Raw genomic sequence first — 25,293 nt, forward strand, 5'->3', positions numbered from 1 at the left:
GGAGGCGGGGACCCAAGTTCGCACCGCAGCCACCGCCCCAACAAAAAAAGCGCCCGCAGGCGCTTTTTTTATCGCACAGCAAGCAGCTTAGAACTGCTCGACCTCCAGCGCCAGCACGCCCGCCGCACCTTCCACGATCGCGTCGCGCATGCCGCCCGCCTGGGTCAGCACCTGGTCGCCGAAGAAGCGCGCCGTGGCGATCTTGGCCTTGAAGAAGGCCGCATCGCCCTCGCCGCCCTGGAGCTTCTGCTGCGCCACCAGCGCCGCGCGGCCCATCTGCCAGCCGCCCAGCACGATGCCGGCCAGCTTCAGGTAGGTCACGCTGCCCGCGAACACGGCGCGCACGTCCGACTTGGCGTTGGCCACGACATAGTCCACCACCTGCTCCAGCGCATCCGCGCCGTCCACCAGGCGGCGCGAGAGCGCGGCCAGGTCGCCCTGCACTTCCGCCAGCTGGGCGGCGGTCGCGCGCACCTGGGCGATCAGGCCCTTGGCCACGGCGCCGCCGTCGCGCACGGTCTTGCGGCCCACCAGGTCGTTGGCCTGGATCGCGGTCGTGCCTTCGTAGATGGTCAGGATCTTGGCGTCGCGGTAGTGCTGGGCGGCGCCGGTCTCCTCGATGAAGCCCATGCCGCCGTGCACCTGCACGCCGTCGCGCGCGACGTTCTCGCTCATCTCGGTCGACCAGCCCTTGATGACCGGGACCAGGTACTCGTAGACGGCCAGGTTGGCCTTGCGGGTGGCTTCGTCGGCATGGCTGTGGGCGATGTCCGAGATGCCGGCGCCGACATAGGCCAGCGCGCGCGCCGCCTCGGTCTGCGAGCGCATCGACATCAGCATGCGGCGCACGTCCGGGTGGTTGATGATGGCCACCGGACCCGGCGAGCCGGCCACTTCGCGCGACTGCACGCGGTCCTTGGCGAAGGTGACGGCCTGCTGGTAGGCGCGTTCGGCCAGGCCGACGCCCTGCATGCCGACGCCGAAGCGGGCCGCGTTCATCATGATGAACATGTATTCCAGGCCGCGGTTTTCTTCGCCCACCAGGGTGCCGATGGCGCCGCCATGGTCCCCGAACTGCAGCACGGCGGTCGGCGATGCCTTGATGCCCAGCTTGTGCTCGATCGAGACGCAGTGCGCATCGTTGCGCGCGCCCAGCGAGCCGTCGGCGTTGACCAGGAACTTCGGCACGATGAACAGCGAAATGCCCTTCACGCCAGCCGGCGCGTCCGGGGTACGGGCCAGCACCAGGTGGATGATGTTCTCCGCCATGTCGTGCTCACCGTAGGTGATGAAGATCTTGGTGCCGAAGATCTTGAAGGTGCCGTCGCCCTGCGGCTCGGCGCGGGTGCGCACGGCGGCCAGGTCGGAACCGGCCTGCGGCTCGGTCAGGTTCATGGTGCCGGTCCACTTGCCGCTGATGAGCGGCTCGAGGAACAGCGCCTTCTGCTCATCGGAACCCGCGGTCAGCAGCGCCTCGATGGCGCCGTCGGTCAGCAGCGGCGCCAGTGCGAAGGACAGGTTGGCGGCATGGAGCATTTCCATGCACGGGGTGGCCACCAGCTTCGGCAGGCCCTGGCCGCCGAATTCGGCCGGATGCTGCACGCCCTGCCAGCCGGATTCGGCGAAGGCGCGGAAGGCTTCCTTGAAGCCCTTCGAGGTGGTGACGCTGCCGTCTTTCCAGAAGCTTGGCTCCTTGTCGCCGGCGTGGTTCAGCGGGGCGATGACTTCGCCGCAGAATTTCGCGCTCTCTTCCAGGACCGCGCCGACGGTGTCGGCGGTCGCGTCCTCGCAGCCGGGCAGCTGGCTGATTTGTTCCAGGTTCGCCAGTTCGTTGAGGACGAACTGCATGTCTTTCAGCGGGGCTTGGTAGCTCACCTTTGTCTCCTGATGTAACCCTACAATGCGTAACGCTACAGGTAACGCACGCTATAAATAAAAACGTCGTTCCGGCGAAGGCCGGAACCCAAGTTTGCCGGCGCTGCCTGCAGCGTCAAACGCTAGCGGTACGCATCGAACTTAGGTTCCGGCCTGCGCCGGAACGACGTGCATAAGCAGGTAGCCGGTGGATGCAGAAGCACTGCGCCCACCGCTCACGGGACTTAACCCAGTTCCTTGACCAGCTGCGGAACGACTTCGAACAGGTCGCCCACCAGGCCGTAGTCGGCCACCGAGAAGATCGGCGCTTCCGGATCCTTGTTGATGGCGACGATGGTCTTCGAGTCCTTCATGCCCGCCAGGTGCTGGATCGCGCCCGAGATGCCGACGGCGATGTACAGGGTCGGGGCGACGATCTTGCCGGTCTGGCCAACCTGCCAGTCGTTCGGCACGAAGCCCGCATCGACCGCGGCGCGCGAGGCGCCCATGGCGGCGCCCAGCTTGTCGGCCAGCGGTTCCAGGATCTTGAAGTTCTCGGCCGAGCCGATGCCGCGGCCACCCGAGACGATGATCTTGGCGGCGGTCAGTTCCGGACGGTCCGACTTGGCCAGTTCACGGCCGACGAAGGACGACTTGCCGGTATCGCCGACAGCGGCGATCTGCTCGACGGCAGCAGAACCGCCGGTCGCGGCGCTGTCGAAAGCGGTGCCGCGCACGGTGATGACCTTGACCGAATCAGACGACTGGACGGTGGCGATGGCGTTGCCGGCGTAGATCGGGCGCTCGAAGGTGTCCGGCGAATCGACCTTGGTGATTTCCGAGATCTGGGCCACGTCCAGCTTGGCGGCCACGCGCGGCAGGATGTTCTTGCCGTAGGCGGTGGCGGGCGCCAGGATGTGCGAGTAGTTGCCGGCAACGGCCAGCACCTGCTCGGCCACGTTCTCGGCCAGGCCGTCGGCGAAGTGCGGCGCGTCGGCGACCAGCACCTTGGCGACGCCGGCGATCCCTGCTGCGGCTTCGGCGGCGGCGCCGCAGTTCGAGCCGGCGACCAGGATGTGGACCTCGCCGCCGCACTGGGCGGCCGCGGTCACGGTGTGGTGGGTGGCGCCCTTCAGGGAGCCGTTGTCGTGTTCAGCAATAACGAGTGCGACCATGATGATTCCTATGAATTTTTTTCGGAAGGCCGATTAGATGACTTTGGCTTCAGTGCGCAGCTTCTGCACCAGGGTCGCCACGTCCGGCACCTTGACGCCGGCCGAACGCTTGGCCGGCTCGACCACTTTCAGGGTCTTCAGGCGCGGGGTCACGTCGACGCCCAGGTCTTCCGGCTTGATGGTCTCGAGCGGCTTCTTCTTCGCCTTCATGATGTTCGGCAGGGTGACATAGCGCGGCTCGTTCAGGCGCAGGTCGGTGGTGATGATCGCAGGCAGGCTCAGGGCCACGGTTTCCAGGCCGCCATCGACTTCACGGGTCACGGTGACCTTGCCGTCTTCCAGCACCACTTTCGATGCGAAGGTGGCTTGCGGCCAGCCCAGCAGCGAGGCCAGCATCTGGCCGGTCTGGTTCGAATCGTCGTCGATCGCCTGCTTGCCCAGGATGATCAGTTGCGGCTGCTCCTTGTCGGCCAGCGCCTTCATGATCTTGGCCACGGCCAGCGGCTCGGTCTCGACGGCGGTCTCGACCAGGATGCCGCGGTCGGCGCCGATCGCCATGCCGGTACGCAGGGTTTCCTGGCACTGGGCCACACCGACCGACACCGCCACCACTTCGGTGACCTTGCCGGATTCCTTGAGGCGCGTGGCTTCTTCCAGCGCGATCTCGTCGAACGGGTTCATCGACATTTTGACGTTGGCGATATCCACGCCGCTGCCGTCGGATTTGACGCGGACCTTGACGTTGTAGTCGACCACGCGTTTGACGGGTACCAGGACTTTCATAGGGTGCCTTTAGAAAATGGATGGAGACGGACTAAAATGGCCTAGATTATAAGAGAAATTCAGGCTTCCAGCTAAATTAAAGCACGATCGTGCGTTTTTTTGCTAGAGGTTTTCCCCTAAACAGCACATGGAGCAAAAGGTGGAGAGCGGCGGGGCCAGCCTGCCCCGCCCACGGACAGCGCCTACTTGCGCTGCATCAGGAAGGTAAACTCGCCGTTGACGTGCGAGTGGGAGAGCAGCGCATTGCCGGTCTGCTTGGCAAAGGCCTGGAAGTCGCGCACGGATCCGGTGTCGGTAGCCACGATGCGCAGCACCTGGCCGCTCTCCATCTCGGCAAGCGCTTTCTTCGCTTTGAGGATGGGCAGCGGACAGTTCAGTCCGCGCGCATCCAGGTCTCTCTGGAATTCCATGGTATCGGTGTCGAAAGTGGTGTCGCTCATCGCTTGCCTGCTTTGTTAGGTGGTCCTACTGAGTCGCATACTACTCCAATTTCCGCAGTATGACGCAGCGCACCAAAATAGTCACACACTGTTGCAAGAGTGCAACCGATTGTTAAATTTCAACATTTCTTGCACACCTTTCGGACAGGCTGGTAGATCGCGGCACCCGCATGGTGCGTCCTTTTCCTCCGCGCACAGGATTCTCCTCTTAACACTCCTTGATCGTCCAGAGAAAACTTGCTTTTCCGAAGGACTCATGATGAAGTTTAACTTGTCAAATACTTAATACAATCATTCTTTCCTGGACCGGTGGAACCGCATGCGCAGATTGATTCACCTTTTTCCTCTTGCAGCCCTGCTCGCCCTCGCGGGATGCTCGATCACCAGCAAGCAGATGGCCACGGCACAGCACCAGCCCAAGCGGATCGCCATCTTCTTCGACGGCACCAACAACGACGAGGAATCCGATACCAACGTCAAGCGCCTGCACTCTCTGGTCAGCCTGCAGCAGCGCCCCGACATCGCCACCTTCTACGTCGAGGGCGTCGGCAGCGAGCGCGGCGTGCTCGGCATGGGCACGGGCTGGGGCTTCCAGGACAGGGTGAAGCCGGCCTACCGTTTCCTGCTCGAGAACTACGCACCCGGTGACCGCATCTACATTTTCGGCTTCAGCCGCGGCGCCTATTCGGCGCGGGTCCTGGCGGCGCTGCTGCACCGTGCGGGCCTGCCGGCCAACACCAGGCTGTCGAAGGAGCGGCTGGCTGAAACGGTCTACGACACGCAGAAGCAGACCCTGGAAGACAACACTAGGGCGGGCCGCTTCGAGAAATTGCACGAGGCGCTCGCCAACATCGAGGGCGCGACAAGCGCGCCCGCCTCGGTCAGTGTCGAGGTGCTGGGACTATGGGATACCGTCGAGGCCCTCGGCTTCCCCGAGTGGGGCGACCGCATCCAGCACAGGCTCGGCATCGACGCCTTCGAGATCGATGTCGACATACCGAACCGCCGCTACGGCGACTCGCTGTGCAACGTCAAGCGCGCCTATCACGCGCTGTCGCTCGACGACAACCGGGAATGGATCTTCACGCCGCTGCTGCTCGGCCGCGAGCCCATGTTCGAGGGCTGCGCCTGGGACAGCAAGCATATGCTGGACGCCAAGGGCGGCATCATCCCCGGGCGCTTGAAGGAAGTCTGGTTCGCCGGCGCCCATTCCGACGTCGGCGGCGGCTACCACGACAGCATGCTGGGCGGCGTCTCGCTGAACTGGATGCTCGGCGAGCTGCGCGACACCGGCCTGCTGCCGCCGGGCGCGGCGGTGAACCAGGACCCGTTTGGCAGGAGCCACGATCCCGAATCGGGACTGTATGGACTGATCTACCGGAACATCCACCGCAACATCGGCGGCTACCCGGTCAACAAGAAGCAGCACCGAACGGAGTTCGCCCGGAGCCTGTGCGTGCACCCGGCGGTGCTTGAGCGGCGGCGCGCCATCCCCCTCGCGGCCCACGAGAACCATTCGCTGACGCTGCGCGCCGCGGGTCCGGTGTGCCTGGTCGAGGACTTCGGCGAAGGCATCAGCAAGCCGCAGCGCCTGAAGGAACGCCCGCCGGGCTCCAACGCTGCCTGCGTCGAGACCCTGGAGGTGGAAGTGTTTGGAGAATGCAAAGGACAGCAATGAAACGCATGAACAAGCAGAGCAAACCGCGTATGCATCGGGCGCCGGCGGCCTGCGTCGCGCTGGCATCGGCACTGGGGTTAGGGCTAGCGCTGGCCGGCTGCGCCTCCTCGCAAACCGGCCTGGAGAACCGCTATTCGACCTTGCCGCCCGGCGCCAGGACCTGCTCCTTTGGTCCGGCCGGGGAACTCGTCAAGCTGCAGCCGGGCGAGCGCTGCCACGCGCACGTGGTGGCCAGCGAACGGGTATCGCTCACGCCCCTGCAGGTCGACCGCAGCGAACGCTACGCGGTGACGGTGCCGCCCAACCAGTACTGGTCCGACGCCAGCCACACCCAGCAGCCCCCGATGGGCCAGGATGGCACCTGGCTGATGCGGCGCTTCGAGGATTGGAAGCGCGTGCGCGAGGCCAAGTGGTTCGCCCTGATCGCCACCGTGCTCGACATCGGCACCATGTCCCGCGCCTCCACCCTGACCCGGGACATCAACTGCAACCCGGAGTTCGCCGTCACGCGTCAGGGACAACTGGGATTCTTCCCCAACGATGCGGTCGCGCCCTGGGGCGACGGCGACACCTTCTACCGCAACAACCATGGCGAGATCTGGGTCGAGGTGCGGCGGCTGGCCGACGATCACCCTGTCAGCCCGGATTGCGTGGCCGAGAAGGACAAGGCGGGCATGTAGGGCGCAGATGTGCGTCGTCCCCGCGGAGGCGGGGACGACGGTGTATAGCGGCTGTTTGAACGCAGGCGACGCTTAGGCGCGCTCGCCCACCCAGCCCGCGACGCCGGCCAGCGCCGCCGGCAGGCCTGCCGGATCGGTGCCGCCCGCCTGGGCCATGTCCGGACGGCCGCCGCCCTTGCCGCCCACCTGCTGGGCGACGAAATTCACCAGCTCGCCGGCCTTGACCTTGCCGGTGGCGTCCTTGGTCACGCCCGCGATCAGGCTGACCTTGCCCTCCTGGACGCTGGCCAGCACGATGGCGGCGGTCTTGAGCTTGTCCTTCAGCTTGTCCATGGTTTCGCGCAGCGCGGTGACGTCGGCGCCTTCCATGGTCGCGGCCAGCACCTTGATGCCGTTCACGTCCACGGCCTTGGTCACCAGCTCGTCGCCCTGGCCCGCGGCCAGCTTCGACTTGAGCGCGGCCACTTCCTTCTCGAGCGTCTTGACCTGGTCCTGGACCTGGCCGATACGGTGCGGCAGTTCGTCCGGGCTGGTCTTGAGCGCGCCTGCGGCTTCGTTCAGCTTGCGCGTGATGGCCTGCACCAGCGCCAGCGCACCCTCGCCCGTCACGGCTTCGATACGGCGGATGCCCGCCGCCACGCCGCCTTCCGAGACGATCTTGAACAGGCCGATGTCGCCGGTGCGGGTCACGTGCACGCCGCCGCACAGCTCTTTCGACGAGCCGATGTCCAGCACGCGCACGGTGTCGCCGTACTTCTCGCCGAACAGGGCCATCGCGCCGTGCTTGACCGCGTCGTCGAAGCTCATGTGGTGCGACTGGGTCGCGTGGTTCTCGAGGATCTCGCGGTTGACGATGGCCTCGACCTTGGCGATTTCCTCGGGCGTCACGGCCGAGGGGTGGCTGAAGTCGAAGCGGGTCTTGTCCGGATCGACCAGCGAGCCTTTCTGCTGCACGTGGCTGCCCAGCACTTCGCGCAGGGCCTTGTGCATCAGGTGGGTCGCCGAGTGGTTGCGGATGGTGCGCGCCCGCTTGACGGTGTCGACCTGCGCATCGACGGTGTCGCCCACCTTGAGCGAACCTTCGCGCAGCACGCCGTGGTGGCCGAACACGTCGGCCTGGATCTTGAGGGTGTCCTCGACCTCGAACAGGCCGCCATTGCCCTTGATCGCGCCCTGGTCGCCGACCTGGCCGCCCGATTCGGCGTAGAACGGCGTGGTGTCGAGCACCACGATGCCCTGCTGGCCGGCCTTCAGTTCCTGAACCGCCACGCCTTCGCTGTACAGCGCCAGCACGTGGGTGTTGTGGGCCAGCGATTCGTAGCCGACGAACTTGGTCTTCTCGCCCGCGTACTCGACATTGGCTGCCATCTTGAACTTGCCGGCCGCACGCGCGGTCTGCTTCTGCTGCTCCATGGCGGCGGTGAAGCCCGCCTCGTCCAGGGTCACGCCGCGCTCGCGGCAGATGTCCGCGGTCAGGTCCAGCGGGAAGCCGTAGGTGTCGTACAGGGTGAAGGCGGTGGCGCCGTCCAGGTTCTTCGGATCCTTGGCCAGCTGGGCTTCCAGGATCTTCATGCCGTTTTCCAGGGTCTCGCCGAAACGCTCTTCCTCGGCCTTGAGCACCTGGGCCACGCGCTCTTTCGCCTCGCGCAGTTCCGGATAGGCTTCGCCCATCTCGATGTCCAGGTCCGCCACCAGCTTGTGGAAGAAGGGTTTGGTCTGGCCCAGTTTGTGGCCGTGGCGCAGCGCGCGGCGGATGATGCGGCGCAGGACGTAGCCGTGGCCTTCGCTGCTCGGGATGATGCCGTCGACGATCAGGAAGGAAGCAGCGCGGATGTGGTCGGCGATGACCTTGAGCGAGTTGTTGTTCAGGTCCGCGGCGCCGGTTTCGCGGGCGGCGGCCTTGATCAGCGCCTGGAACAGGTCGATCTCGTAGTTGCTGTGCACGTGCTGCAGCACGGCGGCCAGGCGCTCCATGCCCATGCCGGTGTCGATCGACGGCTTCGGCAGTGGGGTCAGGGTGCCCGATTCGTCGCGGTTGAACTGCATGAAGACCAGGTTCCAGACTTCGATGAAGCGGTCGCCGTCTTCTTCGGCGGAACCCGGAGGGCCGCCCCAGATGTCCGCGCCGTGGTCGTAGAAGATCTCGGTGCACGGGCCGCATGGGCCGGTGTCGGCCATCTGCCAGAAGTTGTCCGATGCGTAGCGGGCGCCCTTGTTGTCGCCGATGCGGATGATGCGTTCCTTCGGCACGCCGATCTCGTTGGCCCAGATGTCGTAGGCCTCGTCGTCCTCGAAGTAGACGGTCACGGTCAGCTTCTCGGCCGGCAGCAGGTAGACCTTGGTCAGCAGCTCCCAGGCGAAGTTGATGGCGTCGCGCTTGAAGTAGTCGCCGAAGCTGAAGTTACCCAGCATTTCGAAGAAGGTGTGGTGGCGCGCCGTGTAGCCGACGTTTTCCAGGTCGTTGTGCTTGCCGCCCGCGCGCACGCAGCGCTGCACCGTGGTGGCGCGCTTGTACGGACGCGTATCCAGGCCCAGGAACACATCCTTGAACTGCACCATCCCGCTGTTGGTCAACAGCATGGTCGGGTCATTGCCCGGTACCAGCGGGCTGGAGCGGACGATGGTGTGGCCTTTGGACTCAAAGAACTTGAGAAACTTTTCGCGGATTTCAGAGGATTTCATGTCGTGGGGCCGGAAGAAGGCAGCATTCTGTATAAAGAAAGGATTATAGCCTAGCTGCTTGGGGGAATATTAGTCCAGCGATATTGACGTTCGGGAGGGACTGGACGGGCTGGTGGCGGGCGGCGGACTTGGGTCCCCGCCTTCGCGGGGATGACGTGCTCAAGTGCGTGTCCGAACTCGGGTAGCGAGTGCTCACCTACCTTGAAACAACGTCATCCCGGCGAAGGCCGGGATCCAAGTTCATTCGAACAGCCGAAACGATTGCGTTTACCGCAACAAGGACAACACCGCCCGCGGCTGGCTATTCGCCTGCGCCAGCATCGCCGACGCCGCCTGCTGCAGGATCTGGCTGCGCGTCAGCCCCGCCGTGCTGGTGGCGTAGTCGACGCCCTCGATACGTTCGCGCGCCGCGGACAGGTTCTGGGAATTGGTGTGCAAGGCATTCGCCGCCAGGTCGAGCCGGTTGCTGGACGCGCCCGCCACCACGCGCCGCTGGTTGACGAACTCCAGCGCCTGGTCGATGTGCAGCAGCGCCACCGCCGAGCGTTCCATGTCGAGGTCGGCCAGGCCCAGGGCGGCCGCGTTCATGGCCGAGAACTCGAGGTCGATCAGGTCCCCCGCCCCGTCGCCGGCCTGGACCTGCACCCGGCGTACGCCGGTGGCGCCGCCCAGCTCGGGATACTCGACCTCGAAGCCGGCCAGGCCGTCGCTGGCATTGCTGGTGCCGGTGTCGGCCACCACGGCCCTGCCGTCGCGCGGGGGGCCGCCATCGGCGTCCAGGCCGCCGATCGCGCCGGTGTCGGCATTCGCCAGGTTCATCCTGGTGTCGATGAAGTTCTCGCCGTTGGCGCCGAAGTCAATCATGAAGGCGGCGGCAGTGGCATACACGCCGCCGCTGACCGCGTTCAAGGCCTGGTCCAGGTTGTCCGACTGGTGGGTGCTCAGGTGCTGCATCACGCCCTTGATGCCGCCCTCCACGCCCAGCTCCTTCATGCGGTCGTGCAGGTAGCGGCTGGCGGCGTAGGCGCCCTCGTAGCTGAAGGTGCCGCCGGACATCGCGGCCACCAGCGCCCCCGAACCGCCGCCCACGGCGCCGGCCAGGCGCTCGTCCGCGCCCTGGATCAGTTCGGCCGTGCCCTCGATGAACCACTGGGGCAGCGACTGGAAGTTCATGGTGCGCGACATGATGGCGTGCGCCATCTCGTGGGCCACGATGCGGTCGCTGTAGAACGGCGCGCCGCCGCCGTCGGGCGTCGGGGCCGTGCCGAAGTCGGCCATGTCGAGGTTGAGATGGATGTTGGTGAACTTGCCGCCCGAGTAGGCGCCCGAGACCGAGGCCAGGTTGTTCGACGCGCCATCGGTCGTGTCGAGGTTGACGGTCATCTTGGCGCCGTCCGCCTGCAAGCCGTAGTACTGCTTGACCATGTCCTCGGCCGCGCTCAGCCAGCCGGACTTCAGGCCGTCGATCACCACCCGCTTGCGCGCGTCGCCGCCGATGCTGATGTTATTTTGGGCGAACACGGCCTCGCCGTTGAATCTGGTCTCGCTGCCGACCTGCGAGATGTGGCCGAGCAGCTGCCCCGCTTCTTTCTGCAGCGCGGCCTTGTCGCCGTCGGAATAGCTGCCATTGCCCGCCGCCACCGCCAGCTCGCGCAGGCGCTGCAGGCTGTCGGTCACGCTCGCCATGGCGCTGTCGGCCACCTGCAGCATCGAGGTCGCGTCGTTGATGCTGCGGATGGCCTGGCTGATACCGCGCTGCCCCGACGCCATGCGCGAGGCGATGGCCTGCCCGGCAGGGTCGTCGGCGGCCCCGCCGATGCGCACGCCGGTGGTCAGGCGCGAGATCAGCCTGGCCTGGTCCTTCACGTGCGCGTCGACGTTGCGCTGCGCATTCAAGGAAAGCGGATTGGTATTGATCGACAATGACATTGTTGCCATACCCAAGGGGTGATTGTCTGTATTTAACGACAAGCTGTCAAAATTCTTGAGCGCGGGAAAGGTTTATTTGTGTGGGGCGGCGACATCGGGCGGGATCAGGTCGATGCGGTCGGTGCAGAAAGCATCCACGCCCCATGCCAGCAGCTCGCGGGCGCGCGCCGGATCGTTGACCGTGTAGCAGAACAGGCCAAAGCCGGCCGCCTTCACGGCTTGCGCCTGGTCGAGCGTGAGGTGGCGGTGGCTGGTGTGGATCGCGACCGCGTCCACCGAGCGGGCGACCTGCTCCCAGCCGGGCGCCAGGCGCTCCATCAGGCAGGCGCGCGGCACGGCGGGCGCGGCCTCCATGGCCGCCTCCAGCGCCGCATGGCTGAACGAGGACAGCAGCGGAACCCGGGCCAGGGCCTCCCCGCCCTGCTCCAGCTCGCCGGCATACAGGGCCGCCGCGACGCGCGCCACCGCCGCGCCGGTGGCGCGCTCGAAGCCGGGCGAGGGCTTGATCTCCATGTTCATCCACACGCCGTGCGCCTTGCAGAACTGTGCGAACTCGACGAACAGGGGCACCGGCTCGCCGCGGAAGCCGCGCCCGAACCAGCTTCCCGCATCCATGGCGGCCAGCTCGCGGGCGTCGTAGTCGACCACGTTCCCGCTGCCGTTCACGGTGCGGCCGAGGGCGGCGTCGTGCAGCACCACCGGCACGCCGTCGCGCGCCAGCATGATGTCGAATTCGATCGCGCGAAAGCCGTGTTCCATGCCGCAGCGCAGGCCGGCATAGGTGTTCTCGGGCGCCAGGGTGCCGCCGCCGCGGTGGGCCAGGATCCGGGGGTAAGGCCACATGCGCCGCTCCTTGAGATGGATCAGACTTGGTGAATCAGACTGGGGACGAGCCGAACTGCCGCGACAGCCAGACGAACAGGGCCAGGTTCAGCGCCACCGTCAGCTGGAATTTCCACTGGAACGAGGCCTTGGCCGTCTTGTGACGCAGCCATTGCTGGGCCAGCAGCCCGCCCGGCCAGCCGCCGGCCAGGCCCAGCGCCAGCAGGGTGAACTCGGGCGTACGCCAGGCTTTCGCGCGCGCGGCCGACTTGTCGAGGGCATAGGCGACGAAACAGGTGAGGCTGGTCACCAGGTAAGCCGCGCCCACCAGCGGCGGCAAGGCCCAGGCGGCGGTGGCGAACAGGTAGAGCCCGGCGAACAGGATCAGCGGAAGATAAGGCATGGCGACAGCTTACGGTTCCCCCTCGCGAATGTCCATATGGCAAAAAAGCATGTGCTTTACAGCTTCACCGTTCGTTAACGAACAGAGAAAAGCATGTCAAAACGCCTACGCTCGACCTTCACCCCGTCACGGCAGGAGAACGACATGGCTTTTGATCTAGGAAACCTGTTACAGCAATACCTCGGCGGCGCGGCCAACGCGCACCACGGTAATCCCGAGGATGATTTCGACCGTGTGGCCCAGAACGCGCCACGCGAGCAGGTGGCCCAGGGTGTCGCCGGCGCGCTGCGCTCGGACCAGACCCCGCCCTTTCCGCAAATGGTGAGCCAGCTGTTCGGACAAAGCAATCCCAACCAGCGCGCCGGCATGCTGAACCAGATCCTGGCCACCCTTGGCCCGACCGTACTGGCCCAGCTCGGCAATGGCGGGCTCGGCAACCTGTTCGGCGGCCGTACGCCGACCCAGGTGACGCCGGAACAGGCCTCGCAAGTCTCGCCCGAACAGGTGCGCGAACTGGCGGAGAAGGCGGAACAGCAGAACCCGAGCATCGTCGACCGCATGGGCGACTTCTATGCCGAGAACCCGACCCTGGTCAAGGCGATCGGCGGCGCGGCCCTGGCGATCGCGCTCGGCCACATGGCGCAGGGCATGCGCCGGCACTAAGCAGTGAAGGCCTATCCGATCAACAACAACAGCGAGGACATCATGGGCATTCTGAGTAATATCTTCCACAAGATCTTCCCGGGTTCGGCGCCGAAGGCGACCGCCCCGGCCGCGCCGGCCCAGAAACCGGCGGCGCCGGCACCAAGCGCTCCAGCCGCTCCGGCCGCGCCGCAGGCCCAGGCCGCACCGGCCGCGGCCCCGATGCAGCAGGTCGACGTCGAGCAAATCCTCAACGACATGCAGAAGTCGTCCGGCCAGCAGCTGAACTGGCGCACCTCCATCGTCGACCTGCTCAAGCTGCTCGGCCTGGACAGCAGCCTGGCGTCGCGCAAGGAGCTGGCGGCCGAACTGAACTACACCGGCGACACCGGCGACTCGGCCAGCATGAACATCTGGCTGCACCGCCAAGTCATGAACAAGCTGGCCGCCAACGGCGGAAAGGTGCCTGCCGACCTGCGCGACTGACGCATGCTAGTCGGCCAGGGTGGTATTGGCCGCCGTCCCGCACGAGAAGCAGAAGCGCGCGAACGCGTTCTTGCGCGTGCTGCAGCAGCCGCAGCGGTCGAACAGGCCGATGCCGCAGTGCGGACAGAAGTCGATACTGCTGTCCTTCATGTCGACCGGGCGCTCGCAGCCCGGGCACACGCTCTTGGCCAGGCGCGCCAGCGCCAGGTCGTAGCGCATGGTCTGGCGCCGCTCGGTGTCGGGCAGCGCCTCGGCCGCCTTCTGGCGCGCCAGGTAGTCCTGCAGCCAGCGGATCGCGTAGCGTCCCACCACGAAGGTGATGACGATGCCGACCAGGTAGCGCACATAGCCGCCATAGCTGGGCAGGTAGGGCACCAGCTCCACGAAGAAAGCGAACAGGGCGAACAGGATGAAGCCCCAGGCGAACGGCCAGTCGGGGCTCTTGCGCTTGTGCTTGAACAGCCAGGCGGCGACCAGCAGCAGCGGCAGGGTCAGCGCCAGGCGGTACAGGAAGACGCGCAGCTCCTTGGCCTTGGACGCCTCGTAGAATGCCTGCCTGGCCGGCTCCTCGAGCCGCGCCAGGCGCATCTGCGCGCGTTCGGCGGCCTGAGTGGCGTCGAGCATGGCCTGCTGCTCCTGCTCCACCGCGCCCAGCGCCTTGCGCTCATCAAGCTCGAGGGCGTCGAGCGCCCGGGTACGGGCCACCAGCTCGGGATCCTGGTCGGGGCGCGCCGTGGCCTGGCGCGTGGCCAGCCAGTTGTCGAAGGTGGCGCGCGAAGTACGCGTGTTGGATTGGGCGACGGTGTGCTTCTGCGAGGCCTGCTCGAGCCGCTCGCGGGCCGCCTCCTGCTTCGCGCTGGCCTGGGCCAGCTCGGCGCGCGCCGCGCCCAGCTGGGCCGGGTCCATGAACTGCTCGACGGTGAGCGGGTCTTCGACGTCCCACAGGTTCCCGACCAGCAGGCTGCCCAGGCCGATCAGGAAACCGGCGAACACGAAGGCAACCAGCCACAGGGCGCGCTGCAGCCATTTCTCGGTCAGGCGCAAGCCTTTGTTCATTGGAGACTCCTCTCATGATGATCGAGTCGCCAGTGTGCCATCGGGAATGGGTGCGGGCCAGCGCCCTGCGCAAGGGATACCGTCTGCGCTACCCGGGGTACCGTGGGCCGATACCGGGGCAGCGGCATGCCGTGCGGCCCATCACGCGCGTGTCTCCTGTCCACGCGTTCAAGCAGATCCGTCGGGTCGGCGGCTTGGCCGTCGACGCGGGGATGGTTGGCGCACGCGGCGCCCGGCACGGCGATGCGGGCGGCGCGTCTCGACGCGTCGGCGGCGGAGCCGCCAACCCTGCGATGCCGCGCCGGTCCAGGTCAGAAGTACGACAAGCCCAGCGCCTTCTTGACCTCGTCGGTGGTCACGGCCGCGATCTCGCGTGCCCGCGCGGTGCCTTCCTTGAGGATCTGCAGCACCTGCCCGCGGTCCTTGGCGAATTCCTCGCGGCGCGCGCGGATCGGGGCCAGCATCTCCTGCAGCACGCCTTCCAGGCGCTTCTTGACCACGCTGTCGCCCAGGCCGCCGCGGGTGTAGTGCTCCTTCATCGCGGCCACGCCTTCCTTGTCCGGATCGAAGGCGTCCAGGTAGATGAAGGCCACGTTACCCTCCAGGTGGCCCGGGTCGGACACCTTCAGGTGCAGCGGATCGGTGTAGACCATCTTGACCGCGGCGCGGATCTCGTCGGCGGAGGCGCCCAGGTTGATGGTATTGCCCAGCGACTTGCTCATCTTGGCCTTGCCGTCGGTGCCCGGCAGGCGGCCGACTTCCGGCACGATGGCCTTGCACTCGACCAGGATGTCGCGGCCGGCATTGCGGTTGAACTTGCGCACGATCTCGTTGCACTGCTCGATCATCGGGATCTGGTCGTCGCCCACCGGCACCACGCTGGCCTTGAAGGCGGTGATGTCGGCGGCCTGGCTGGCCGGATAGGTCAGGAAGCCGGCCGGGATGTCGCGCTCGAAGCCGCGCAGGATGATCTCCTGCTTGACCGTCGGGTTGCGCTCCAGGCGCGCCACCGTCACCAGGTTCAGGTAATAGAAGGTGAGCTCGGTCAGTTCGGGAATCTGCGACTGGATCAGGATGGTGGTCTTGGCCGGATCGATCCCTACGGCAAGGTAATCGAGCGCCACTTCGACGACGTTCCGGTGTACCTTCCCGATGTCATCCATGTTGTCGGTCAGGGCCTGGGAGTCCGCCAGCATCACGAACTGGCGGTAGGTATCCTGGTAGGCGACGCGGTTGCGCAGGCTGCCGACGAAATGGCCGAGGTGCAGCGGACCGGTCGGACGGTCTCCGGTCAGGATGATGGGCGTGGAAGGGTTAGCGGTTGGCTGAGTCATCGAGGTTCCTGGTTCTTGCCCCGATCTTCCTGCGCCAAAATAAAAACGCCACCTGAGTCGAGGCGGCGTTGTGTGAAATGCACATCATTTCCTGGGGCCGCGCGTTACGAGCGGCGCCACCAGGTACGAAGAATCAGATGTGCTTTCGGAAAGTTCATGGACCGCATGGTTGCAGGTTGGCGCCCCGCTGTCAACCGCTTCCGGCCCCATGACACGGCAGGCAGGGCTCCCCACAGGTCATTTTTCATCCGGACGCCCGCCTGAGATCACAATGTTGTAATAATTCTAATAATTGGTGAATGTTATGGATTCAAACACGAGCACAAACAATCCAATCCCGTCCCTGGAACTCTGGGGCGGCCTTGAATGCACGGTCAACCGCGTCCGCGACGAATATTTCAGCCAGCTCGACCGCAACGGTCACGCTGAGCGCGCCTGCGACATCCAGCGGTTCGCCTCGCTCGGCATCCGCGCAATTCGCTATCCGATCCTGTGGGAGCGCACCGCCCCGAACGGCCTGGACAGCGCCGACTGGACCTGGCCCGACGAGCGCCTGCCCGCCCTGCGCGAAGCCGGCGTCCAGCCGATCGCCGGCCTGATCCACCACGGCAGCGGTCCCCAGCACACCAGCCTCATCGATCCAGACTTCGCAGAACAGCTGGCCGAGTATGCGGGCGCGGTCGCCGCGCGCTACCCCTGGCTCGAGTACTACACCCCTGTCAACGAGCCCTGCACCACGGCCCGCTTCGCCGGCCTGTACGGCGTGTGGTATCCGCACGGGCGCGACGACCGCACCTTCGTGCAGGCCCTGCTCAACCAGTGCCGCGCCGTGGTGCTGTCGATGCGCGCGATCCGCACGGTGAACCCGAACGCCAAGCTGGTCCAGACCGACGACCTCGGCAAGACCTACAGCACGCCCGAGATGGCGCACGTGGCCGAGTTCTACAACGAACGCCGCTGGCTGGCCTGGGACCTCCTGTGCGGCATGGTCGACGAGCGCCACAAGCTGTGGAAGTACCTGACCAGGACCGGCATCGCGGCCGAGGAATTCCTCTGGTTCCGCGACAATCCCTGCCCGCCCGACATCATCGGCGTCAACTACTACGTGACCAGCGAGCGCTGGCTCGATCACCGCCCCGAGCGCTTCCCGGAACACCACCGCGGCATCGCCGACGGCCAGCCCTGCGCCGACATCGAAGCCTCGCGCGTGCTGGCCACGCCGACCGCCGGCATCGCTCCCCTGCTGGCCGAGACCTGGGACCGCTACCGCATCCCGCTGGCCGTGACCGAGGCCCACATCGACGCCAACCGCGAAGACCAGCTGCGCTGGCTGCTCGAGATCTGGGAAGCCGCCCAGCAGTCGCAGCGCAACGGCGTCGACGTGCGCGCCGTCACCGTCTGGTCGCTGCTCGGCTCCTTCGACTGGAACAGCCTGGTGACCCAGAACCGCGGCTACTACGAGCCTGGCCCCTTCGACGTGCGCTCGCCGCTGCCGCGTCCGACGGCGCTGGCGAAGATGATGCGCGAACTTTCCTCCGGCGCGCCGCTGTCGCACCCGGTGCTGCGCGGCCAGGGCTGGTGGCGCCGTCCGGGGCGCTTCCTGTGCCACCCGCCGGTGGCCACGCCGGCGGCGCTGACCTCGATCTCGGCCGACGGCCACCGCCTGGTGGGCACGGGCGCCGCGCCGATCCTGGTGCTGGGCGCCACCGGCACCCTGGGCCGGGCCTTCGCGCGCGTCTGCCAGAAACGCAACCTGAACTTCAAGCTGCTGTCGCGCCAGGACATGGACATCGCCGACCCCGATTCCGTGGAGCGCGCACTGGCCGAGCACAAGCCCTGGGCCGTGATCAACACTTGCGGCTATGTGCGGGTGGACGATGCCGAGGGCGAGATCGAACGCTGCATGCGCGAGAACACGATCGGCCCGGCCGTGCTGGCCGCGGCCTGCGCCCGCCACGGCGTGCACCTGACCAGCTTCTCGAGCGACCTGGTGTTCGACGGCCGCCAGGACCGGCCCTATGTCGAATCCGACCCGGTGGCGCCGCTCAACGTCTACGGCCGCAGCAAGGCCGAGGCCGAGCGCATCGTGCTGGACAAGAACCCGGACGCCCTGATGGTGCGCACCAGCGCCTTCTTCGGACCCTGGGACCAGTACAACTTCGTGACCCTGGCCCTGGGCGCGCTGGAACGCGGCGAACCCTTCGTCGCGGCCAGCGACCTCACCATCACCCCGACCTATGTGCCCGACCTGGTGCACGCCTGCCTGGACCTGGCGATCGACCGCGAGGCCGGCATCTGGCACCTGTCGAACGGCGGCGCCGTGACCTGGGCCGACCTGGCGCTGCGCGCGGCGGAACGGGCGGGGGTCGACGCCAGCCGCCTGGAACTGCGCACCGGCTCCCAGCTCGGCTTCGCGGCGGCACGGCCGGCATACTGCGCGCTGCACAGCGAGCGCGGGGTGCTGCTGCCCAAGCTGGACGACGCGCTGGGGCGCTACCTGGAGCTGCGCGCCGGCGATCCGGTGGAGATGGAAGAGCTGGTGATGACGGCCGAAAGCCGGCAGCCGGTGGCGAGCGGGCATCGGCAGCAGGAGGCGACGGAGGTGGGGGCGGTGCAGGCTGGGACTTGATACGCTGCTGGTTACGCACCCAAACTTGGGTCCCCGCCTTCGCGGGGATGACGTTTACAAGGAGCAGGCCACATAGAAGGACTGAGCCCGCAGCCTTGGCACGTCATCCCCGCGAAGGCGGGGACCCAAGTTCCTATCCGAAGCCCCAATACCCGACTAATCCCCTCCACAACCCGAAGCCACAAGCAGCCAACCGCTAAAATGTACCGGCCACCCAAATACACGACTTAGGCTATCAAAACGTGCAAGAGCAACACGCCTTCCCCTTCCTCCGCGAGATCATCCTCTTCCTGATCCTCTCCGGCATCCTGATCCCGCTGCTGCAGCGCCTGCGCATCAACCAGGTGCTCGGTTTCCTGGCCGTCGGCACGGTCGCCGGCCCCTATGGCCTGGGCTTGCTGGCCGAGGACTATCCGATCATGGCCCAGTTCACCTTCCCCAGCGGCGAAGGCGTATCGATGCTGGCCGAGCTGGGCGTGCTGTTCCTGATGTTCATGATCGGCCTCGAACTCTCCGCCGCCCGCCTGTGGGCCATGCGGCGCTGGGTGTTCGGGGCCGGCACCGCCCAGGTGATCCTCAGCGCCGCGCTGATCGGCGGCGCCCTGCTGTTCACGGGCCAGTCGAGCCAGACCGCCCTGATCCTCGGCCTGGTGCTCTCGCTCTCCTCCACCGCCGTGGTGATGCAGCTGATGACCCAGCAGCAGAGTACCGCGTCCCCGGTGGGCCAGGCGGCCTTCGCCATCCTGATGCTGCAGGACCTGGCCGTGGTGCCGATCCTGATCCTGATCGGGGCGCTGGGCAAGGGCGGCGGCGATGGCGTCGCGATGCTGGCCCTGGTGACGATAGCCAAGGCGGCGGGCGCGATCGCCCTGATCTACCTGGCGGGCGGGCGCGTGGTCCATCCGCTGTTCCGCGCCTTCGCGCGCCACCGCCAGCCGGACGTGTTCATGGCCCTGATCCTGCTGTCCACCTTCGGCATCGCCGCCTTGTCGGCCGCGGCCGGGCTGTCGATGGCGCTGGGCGCCCTGATCGCCGGCCTGCTGCTGGCTGAAACCGAATTCAAGCACGAGGTCGAGCTGATGGTCGAGCCCTTCAAGGGCCTGCTCATGGGCCTGTTCTTCATGACCGTCGGGATGAACATCGACACCCGCCAGATCCTCGAGGCGCCGCTGTGGCTGGCCGCGTTCGTGGGCGGCCTGGTCCTGATCAAGGCAGTGGTTGTGGCTGTGCTGCTGCGCCTCGGCCACCTGCCCTGGAACCGCGCCGCCGAAGGCGGGCTGCTGCTGGGCCAGGGCGGCGAGTTCGCCTTCATCGTGATCGGCTACGCCGTCACCTCGAAAGTGCTGGACCCGGCGCTGGGCGCGCGCGTGATGCTGGCGGTCGGCCTGTCGCTGTTCCTGACGCCGATGCTGGCGCGCCTGGGCCGCGCCATCGGCGAACGCTGGGAGCGCAAGGACGAGCAGCCGGAGGCCGACGACGCCGCGCTGGCCTCGGCGCGCGGCCACATCATCATCGCCGGCTTCGGCCGCGTGGGCCAGCAGCTCGCCAAGCTGTTGAACGACCAGAAGATCCCCTTCGTCGCCTTCGAGAACGACGCCAAGCTGGTGTCGAAGCTGCATGCGGAAGGCGTACCGGTCTACTTCGGCAACGCCTCGCGCCCCGAGCTGCTGCGCCGCGTGCATGCCGACGAGGCCCCGGCGATCGTGCTGACCATGGACCACCCGGCGTCGGCGATGCAGGCGGTGCGCGGGATCCGGCGCGAATTCCCGCAGGTGCGCCTGTTCGTGCGTTCGCGCGACGAGAAGCATGCGCGCGCGCTGCGCCTGGCCGGGGCGAGCGTGGTGGTGCCGGAGACGCTTGAAGCGAGCCTGCAGCTGTCGGCCTTCGTGCTGGAGGCGATGGGGCTGGACGAGCGTTACGTGGATGACATCGTGGACCGCGAGCGGGACGAATTCGCGGCCAAGCTCGTAGGGTCGGCGGATCTTCCGCCGACGCGGTGATCGTTGGCGATCAGATCATCGGGCTCGATATCGGAGCCGATACCTATCGCCGCGTCGGCGGCGTAGCCGCCAACCCTACACGTCGGGCCGCCTGGCATCCCCACCACGCGGCTTCCTCGAACACCGAGAACCCCGACAAATCGCTGTGCGCGAACAGCACCGGCCCCTCCGCTTCCCGCAGCGCCGCCAGCCCCGCATTGCCGCGGAATCCCGGCCGCGGTATCGCCATCGCATGCGCCCGCAAGGTGATGTCGGCCCGCTCCACGCAGGCCGCGAACGCCCAGCCATACGCCTGCCGCAGATCGCTCGACGCCAGCGCCATCAGCTCCTCCGGCGTGGCGCGCTGCAGCCAGCGCCTGGCTTCCAGCGGCGTGCGGTCCGCCAGCGCCGTGTAGGCCGTGAACACGGTCTTGTCCGGTGCACCGGCGCGGATGTCCTGGTGGGTCGACACCACATAGCCCAGGCCCTTGCCGCCGTAGACGACGTTGTCCCAGGCCAGCGGCGCGCCCTCGCGCTCGCGTGGAAAGTCGCGCATCACGAAGTTGGTCACCATCCAGGGCGCGTAGGCCGGCATGTGACGGCGCGGATCGAAGCCCAGCGCCTCGATGCCCTCGACCACGCGCGCCGCGACGAACAGCGGCATGGCGCACACGATGCGCCGCGCCTTGACCAGGACGCTGCGCGGCTTGCCGTTGTCCAGCGTGAAGCACAAGGCCTCCGCCCGGTCTCCCCGCGCGCGCACCGACACCGCCGTGCCCGCGCGGCGCCGCTCTCCCGCGCGCGCGGCGAGGGCATCGGCGAGCGGCGCCAGGCCGCCGGGCCAGGTCAGGAGTCCGTTGTCGTCCGCATTCGCCGCCCGGCCCCAGCGCCCCGCGAAATAGTGCACCCCGGCCCAGGCCGAGACACCGGCGATGCCCGCGCCGTAGTCGTCGCGGCAGCAGTAGTCCAGGTACCAGCGCAGCGCCGGCGCGCGGTAGCCTTCGCGGTCCAGCCATGCGGCGAAGCTGAGCGCATCCAGGCCGTCGAAAGCGGGATCGCCGGAAGACAGCACCGACGGGAACACGAAGCTGCGCCGGCCGTCGGCGCCGCGTCCATGGCGCAGCCGGTCCATGTGGGCCAGGAAGCGCTGCTCCTCCGCCTGGTCTTCCGCCGGCATCAGGCCATCCTGCCATTGGCCGCGGTGGTACAGCCTTTCCTCGGGACCGTGCAGGACGAAGCGCTCGTCGTAGCGCGGGGCTTCGTCAAACGCGCCGGCCTGGATGATGCCGAGATCGGCCAGCATGGCGCGTACGTGCCCGGCCTCCACGCCCGGCAGCGGCAGGTAGTGGGCGCCCGTTGGACAGGCGTATTCGCCATAGGCGCTTCCGGCCGCGTTGCCGAACGCTTCGGGACCGTCGAACAGCAGGTAGTCGCGCCGTCCCAGCCGGTCCAGCTGCCAGCCGGCAGACAAGCCGGCGATGCCGGAGCCGAGGATCGCCACCTCGGTCTCGATCACGCTCGACGGCGGCGGCAGTGCGGCGCGGTCGCGCAGCAGGTGGCCTTCCGCGCGGCCGGGATCGCGCACCGCGGGCGTGATTTCCTGCCAGCGCTGGAAGCCCGCGGCGCTGCCCAGCCCGGCCAGCGCGGCGCCGCCGGCCGAGACGATGAAGGAACGCCGGTCCATCAGCGGATCACCCCCTGCCAGTCTTGCTCGAACTCGCGCACCAGCGACTGCGAGTCGAGCCGGTTGGGTTTCATGGGCAGGCGCTGCATGTCGGGCGGGAAGGCGAACATGGCGCGCGTGGTCTCGGCGTCGAGGTAGCGCATCGGCAGCCGGTAGCGCTCGGGCGGCGTGAAGCTGCCCTGGGGCGAGGCCAGCACGAAGCCCCATTCGCCGAAGGACGGCACATACAGGTGGTAGGGCCAGGTCTTCATCCCCACTTCGCGCAGGGTCGCCTCGATGGTCCAGTAGGCGTGCGGCGCGAAGAACGGCGAGGTCGACTGCACCGAGATCATGCCGTTGGCCGCGACGTGCTTGCGCAGGATGCCGTAGAAAGGCACCGAATACAGCTTGCCGAGGGCAAAGCTGGACGGATCGGGGAAGTCGACGATGGCCACGTCGAACATGCCGGCGTGGTGCTGCAGCCAGACGGCGGCGTCCGCGTTGACCACCTTGACCCGCTTGTCCTTCAGGGCCCCGGCATTGAGCTTGACCAGCTCGGGCCGGGTGGCGAAGGCGTCCGTCATCTGCGGGTCGAGGTCGACCAGGGTGACTTCCTGCACATTCGGGTAGCGCAGCACCTCGCGCAGCGCCAGGCCGTCGCCGCCGCCCAGCACCAGCACCCGGCGCGCCCAGGGCACGGCATGCATGGCCGGATGCACCAGGGCCTCGTGGTAGCGGTACTCGTCGCGCGAGGAGAACTGCAGGTTGCCGTTGATATACAGGCGCAGGTCGTCCTTCCAGCGCGTGATCACCAGGCGCTGGTAAGGCGTGGTGGTCGAGTACACGACCTCGTCGCCGAACAGGCCGCGCTCGCCCCACTCCACCATGCGGTCCGACAGGCCGAAGCCCAGGGCCAGCACGAACATCACGCTGCCGGCGCGGATCGCGCGGCCGCCCAGGTTGCCCAGCTCGGCGCGGAACACGTACAAAGTCCATATCGCCACGCCGACGTTGAGCATCCCGAACAGGAAACCGGTGCGCACCAGACCCAGGTGGGGCGCCAGCACCAGCGGGAACAGCAGCGAGACCGCCAGCGCGCCAAGATAGTCGAAGGTCAGCACGCGGCTGACGATTTCGGCGAACTCGGTACGGCGCTCGTTCAGGGCGCGCATCACCAGCGGTACTTCCATGCCGACCATGGCGCCGATCAGGAACACGGTCACGTACAGCACCGTGCGGAAAGGCGCCGCCATCCATGTGAAGGTCATGAACAGCAGCGCGGCCGAGACGCCGCCGATCAGGCCCACGGCCAGTTCGATGTCGACGAAGCGCGCCAGCACGTCCTCGTCGCGCACGTATTTCGACAGGTGAGCGCCGACGCCCATGGCGAACAGGTAGCAGCCGATAATGGTGGAGAACTGCAGGACCGAGTCGCCCAGCAGGTAGCTCGACAGGGCGCCGGCGATCAGTTCGTAAGCCAGGCCGCATGAAGCGACGACGAAAACGGAAAGAATGAGGATTTTTTTGGTCATGCGTGTTGTTTTGCTCTAAGATCGCGATGCTGCCAATCTGACACTGGAGGACGAGGTGCCCGCCATCCTAAACTATCTGCTGCACCTGGCAACCGCTGTTGCGCTGGTGATGGGGTTCTTCATGGTCTACACCCGCATCACGCCCTACGACGAAGTGCACCTGATCCGCGGCGGAAACCGTGCGGCGGCGCTGTCGCTGGGCGGCACCCTGCTCGGCTTCTCGGTCACGGTGGCGGCAAGCCTGATGTACACGGCCGACTACTACCAGTTCCTGGGCTGGGGCGCGTTCGCCACGCTGGTCCAGGTGCTGGCCTACGTGATCGCCACCCGCCTGCTGCGCATGTCCAAGGACCAGATCGAGTCCGACAACATGGCTTTCGGCGGCCTGCTCGGCGCCATTTCGCTGTCCATCGGCCTGATCAACGCCGGCAGCATTTCCTGACTCACCCCATTTCATCCAGATCGCATACGGAGGCCGCCATGTCGCTCGGTTCTTTCATCAAGAAGCAGTTTCTCGACGTCCTGCAGTGGAACGAGGAGACGGAGGGCGTGCTGGCCTGGCGCCACCCGATGGAGGATTTCGAAATCCAGAACGGCGCCACCCTGGTGGTGCGCGAATCGCAGATCGCGGTGTTCGTGGATGAAGGCCGCATCGCCGACGTGTTCGGTCCGGGCACGCACCGCCTGACCACCTCCACCCTGCCGCTGCTGACCAACCTGAAGAACTGGGACAAGCTGTTCGCCTCGCCCTTCAAGTCGGATGTGTATTTCTTCAGCACCCGCGTCCAGACCGGCCGCAAGTGGGGCACGACCCAGCCGGTGACGATCCGCGACAAGGACTTCGACATGATCCGGGTGCGCGCCTTCGGCATGTATTCCTACCGGATCGCCGACCCGCGTGTGTTCTTCAAGGAGATCAGCGGCACGCGCGCGGTCTACACCCGCGACGAGGTCGAGGACCAGCTGCGCGGCCTGATGCTGGCGACCATGGCCAACTCGCTGGGCGCATCGAAAATCGCCTTCCTCGACATGGCCGCCAACCAGACCCTGATGGCGCAGCAGATCCGCGGCGACCTGGCGGCGGCCTTCGGGCGCTATGGCGTGGGCCTGGACGAATTCAACGTCACCAGCGTCAGCCTGCCGGAAGAACTGCAGGCCGCCCTCGACGAGCGCATCTCGGCCGGCATGAAGGCCAGCCTGGGCGCGGACAAGATGGGCGGCTTCACCCAGTTCCAGGTGGCCAGCAGCATTCCGCTCGCCGCGCAGAACGAAGGCGGCATCGCCGGCATCGGCGCCGGCGCGGGCGCGGGTATCGCCATCGGCCAGGCCATGGCCCAGGGCATGAGCGGCGCCTTCGCCCCGCCCCAGCCGCATGCAGTCGCAGCTGAGGTGCCGGCAGCGAGCGACTCGATCGAGGATCGCCTGGGCAAGCTCAAGGGACTGCTCGACAAGGGCCTGATCTCGCAGGCCGACTACGACAGCACCAAGGCCGAGCTCCTCAAGAAGCTGATCGGATAACACAGACC

The 25,293-nt window shown here is 66.9% G+C and carries 20 protein-coding genes; 8 read left to right on the forward strand and 12 right to left on the reverse strand.

What is annotated here, in order from left to right; all coding sequences use genetic code 11:
* Positions 1-87: 87 nt before the first annotated feature.
* The 4 genes from V7778_RS21050 to V7778_RS21065 all read right to left on the reverse strand — a co-directional run bounded on the left by V7778_RS21050 (position 88) and on the right by V7778_RS21065 (position 4,252).
* Positions 88-1,875, reverse strand: coding sequence for an acyl-CoA dehydrogenase (locus tag V7778_RS21050; protein WP_335558847.1), 1,788 nt, complete (start codon positions 1,873-1,875; stop codon positions 88-90).
* 224 nt (positions 1,876-2,099) lie between these two features.
* Positions 2,100-3,029: an electron transfer flavoprotein subunit alpha/FixB family protein gene (locus V7778_RS21055; protein ID WP_335558849.1), complete on the reverse strand. Its 930-nt coding sequence runs from the start codon at positions 3,027-3,029 to the stop codon at positions 2,100-2,102.
* Between the two features lie 33 nt (positions 3,030-3,062).
* Positions 3,063-3,812, reverse strand: coding sequence for an electron transfer flavoprotein subunit beta/FixA family protein (locus tag V7778_RS21060; RefSeq protein WP_335558851.1), 750 nt, complete (start codon positions 3,810-3,812; stop codon positions 3,063-3,065).
* A gap of 182 nt (positions 3,813-3,994) precedes the next feature.
* Positions 3,995-4,252 (reverse strand): sulfurtransferase TusA family protein, encoded by a 258-nt coding sequence (locus V7778_RS21065; RefSeq protein WP_229429265.1) that lies wholly within the window; start codon positions 4,250-4,252, stop codon positions 3,995-3,997.
* A 319-nt stretch (positions 4,253-4,571) separates the two neighbouring features.
* Between V7778_RS21065 and V7778_RS21070 the strand changes: the two genes are divergently transcribed.
* Together V7778_RS21070 and V7778_RS21075 are read left to right on the forward strand one after the other, a co-directional pair.
* Positions 4,572-5,930, forward strand: a complete 1,359-nt coding sequence (locus tag V7778_RS21070; RefSeq protein ID WP_335558854.1) for a DUF2235 domain-containing protein — start codon at positions 4,572-4,574, stop codon at positions 5,928-5,930.
* On the forward strand, positions 5,927-6,610 hold the full coding sequence (locus V7778_RS21075; RefSeq protein ID WP_335558855.1) for a hypothetical protein: 684 nt from the start codon (positions 5,927-5,929) through the stop codon (positions 6,608-6,610). The genes V7778_RS21070 and V7778_RS21075 overlap by 4 nt, the downstream gene beginning before the upstream one ends.
* A 72-nt stretch (positions 6,611-6,682) precedes the next feature.
* On the opposite strand, the gene alaS is transcribed toward V7778_RS21075, so the two are convergent.
* From alaS to V7778_RS21095, 4 genes are all read right to left on the reverse strand, one after another.
* Positions 6,683-9,292: an alanine--tRNA ligase gene (gene alaS, locus V7778_RS21080; RefSeq protein ID WP_335558857.1), complete on the reverse strand. Its 2,610-nt coding sequence runs from the start codon at positions 9,290-9,292 to the stop codon at positions 6,683-6,685.
* A gap of 267 nt (positions 9,293-9,559) precedes the next feature.
* Positions 9,560-11,221: a flagellinolysin gene (locus V7778_RS21085; protein WP_335558859.1), complete on the reverse strand. Its 1,662-nt coding sequence runs from the start codon at positions 11,219-11,221 to the stop codon at positions 9,560-9,562.
* A 72-nt stretch (positions 11,222-11,293) separates the two neighbouring features.
* A complete protein-coding gene (ugpQ, locus tag V7778_RS21090) occupies positions 11,294-12,064 on the reverse strand; it encodes a glycerophosphodiester phosphodiesterase (RefSeq protein ID WP_335558861.1) in 771 nt (256 codons plus the stop codon).
* Between the two features lie 34 nt (positions 12,065-12,098).
* On the reverse strand, positions 12,099-12,446 hold the full coding sequence (locus V7778_RS21095; RefSeq protein WP_335558862.1) for a DUF1294 domain-containing protein: 348 nt from the start codon (positions 12,444-12,446) through the stop codon (positions 12,099-12,101).
* Positions 12,447-12,539: 93 nt separating this feature from the next.
* Between V7778_RS21095 and V7778_RS21100 the strand changes: the two genes are divergently transcribed.
* A complete protein-coding gene (locus V7778_RS21100; RefSeq protein WP_335558864.1) occupies positions 12,540-13,109 on the forward strand; it encodes a hypothetical protein in 570 nt (189 codons plus the stop codon).
* A gap of 42 nt (positions 13,110-13,151) precedes the next feature.
* Entirely contained in the window at positions 13,152-13,574 is a 423-nt protein-coding gene (locus V7778_RS21105; protein WP_335558934.1) for a DUF3597 domain-containing protein, read from the forward strand.
* Positions 13,575-13,580: 6 nt separating this feature from the next.
* Here V7778_RS21105 and V7778_RS21110 read toward each other — a convergent pair whose 3' ends face one another.
* Together V7778_RS21110 and trpS are read right to left on the reverse strand one after the other, a co-directional pair.
* A complete protein-coding gene (locus tag V7778_RS21110) occupies positions 13,581-14,630 on the reverse strand; it encodes a serine endopeptidase (protein WP_335558866.1) in 1,050 nt (349 codons plus the stop codon).
* Positions 14,631-14,941: 311 nt separating this feature from the next.
* Entirely contained in the window at positions 14,942-15,964 is a 1,023-nt protein-coding gene (gene trpS, locus V7778_RS21115) for a tryptophan--tRNA ligase (protein ID WP_335558868.1), read from the reverse strand.
* Positions 15,965-16,268: 304 nt separating this feature from the next.
* On the opposite strand from trpS, the gene V7778_RS21120 reads away from it, so the two are divergent.
* Both V7778_RS21120 and V7778_RS21125 read left to right on the forward strand, forming a co-directional pair.
* Positions 16,269-18,593, forward strand: coding sequence for a family 1 glycosylhydrolase (locus V7778_RS21120; protein ID WP_335558869.1), 2,325 nt, complete (start codon positions 16,269-16,271; stop codon positions 18,591-18,593).
* Positions 18,594-18,835: 242 nt separating this feature from the next.
* Positions 18,836-20,593: a cation:proton antiporter domain-containing protein gene (locus V7778_RS21125; RefSeq protein ID WP_335558871.1), complete on the forward strand. Its 1,758-nt coding sequence runs from the start codon at positions 18,836-18,838 to the stop codon at positions 20,591-20,593.
* Positions 20,594-20,636: 43 nt separating this feature from the next.
* Here the strand turns inward: V7778_RS21125 and V7778_RS21130 are convergent, their stop codons facing one another.
* On the reverse strand, positions 20,637-22,256 hold the full coding sequence (locus tag V7778_RS21130; protein ID WP_335558873.1) for an FAD/NAD(P)-binding protein: 1,620 nt from the start codon (positions 22,254-22,256) through the stop codon (positions 20,637-20,639).
* Positions 22,256-23,767 carry a polyamine aminopropyltransferase gene (locus tag V7778_RS21135; protein ID WP_335558874.1) on the reverse strand — a complete coding sequence of 504 codons (1,512 nt, stop codon included), beginning with the start codon at positions 23,765-23,767 and terminating at the stop codon, positions 22,256-22,258. The genes V7778_RS21130 and V7778_RS21135 overlap by 1 nt, the downstream gene beginning before the upstream one ends.
* Before the next feature lie 55 nt (positions 23,768-23,822).
* Between V7778_RS21135 and V7778_RS21140 the strand changes: the two genes are divergently transcribed.
* Together V7778_RS21140 and V7778_RS21145 are read left to right on the forward strand one after the other, a co-directional pair.
* Positions 23,823-24,209, forward strand: a complete 387-nt coding sequence (locus tag V7778_RS21140; RefSeq protein ID WP_335558876.1) for a DUF350 domain-containing protein — start codon at positions 23,823-23,825, stop codon at positions 24,207-24,209.
* A 38-nt stretch (positions 24,210-24,247) separates the two neighbouring features.
* On the forward strand, positions 24,248-25,285 hold the full coding sequence (locus tag V7778_RS21145) for an SPFH domain-containing protein (protein ID WP_335558878.1): 1,038 nt from the start codon (positions 24,248-24,250) through the stop codon (positions 25,283-25,285).
* Positions 25,286-25,293: the final 8 nt, after the last annotated feature.

Origin of the sequence: Massilia sp. DD77 (genome assembly GCF_036961685.1) — a bacterium.
Classification (GTDB): domain Bacteria; phylum Pseudomonadota; class Gammaproteobacteria; order Burkholderiales; family Burkholderiaceae_D; genus Telluria.